This window comes from Ferrovum myxofaciens, assembly GCF_000735045.1.
GTDB classification, from domain to species: domain Bacteria; phylum Pseudomonadota; class Gammaproteobacteria; order Burkholderiales; family Ferrovaceae; genus Ferrovum; species Ferrovum myxofaciens.
The window spans coordinates 1-295 of sequence record NZ_JPOQ01000196.1; the positions used below are offsets into that span (position 1 = coordinate 1).

Below are 295 nucleotides of genomic sequence, written 5' to 3' on the forward strand. Positions count from 1 at the left end.
GTTTTCAACGCTTCCAGCAGGAGAGCGAGATCCTCCGGGCGACAGGGTCCGGGCAAGGGGAACCACCAGCGATTGCCCTCGAGATCATTGAGAAAAATGTAATGTGTGCCGTCGACGCCTTGCTCCAATTGAGCAAACAAGAGAGGGTGCCCCTCTGTTCTGGCGATCCTCACTTCATGATCCAGGATCAGGGCATTGAGTTTTCTTCCCGATTCATCCCTCAAGGCCTCTGGTGTCAATGGAGAGGGGAGCAGTCCCCATGCCTCCAAGGGCGAGTCTATCAGGCGTGGAGCGA

At 56.3% G+C, this 295-nt stretch carries 1 pseudogene; it reads right to left on the minus strand.

Going from position 1 to position 295, the window contains the following annotated elements:
• Nucleotides 1-295, minus strand: a pseudogene (locus IV91_RS18530) (hypothetical protein); the annotation flags it as partial.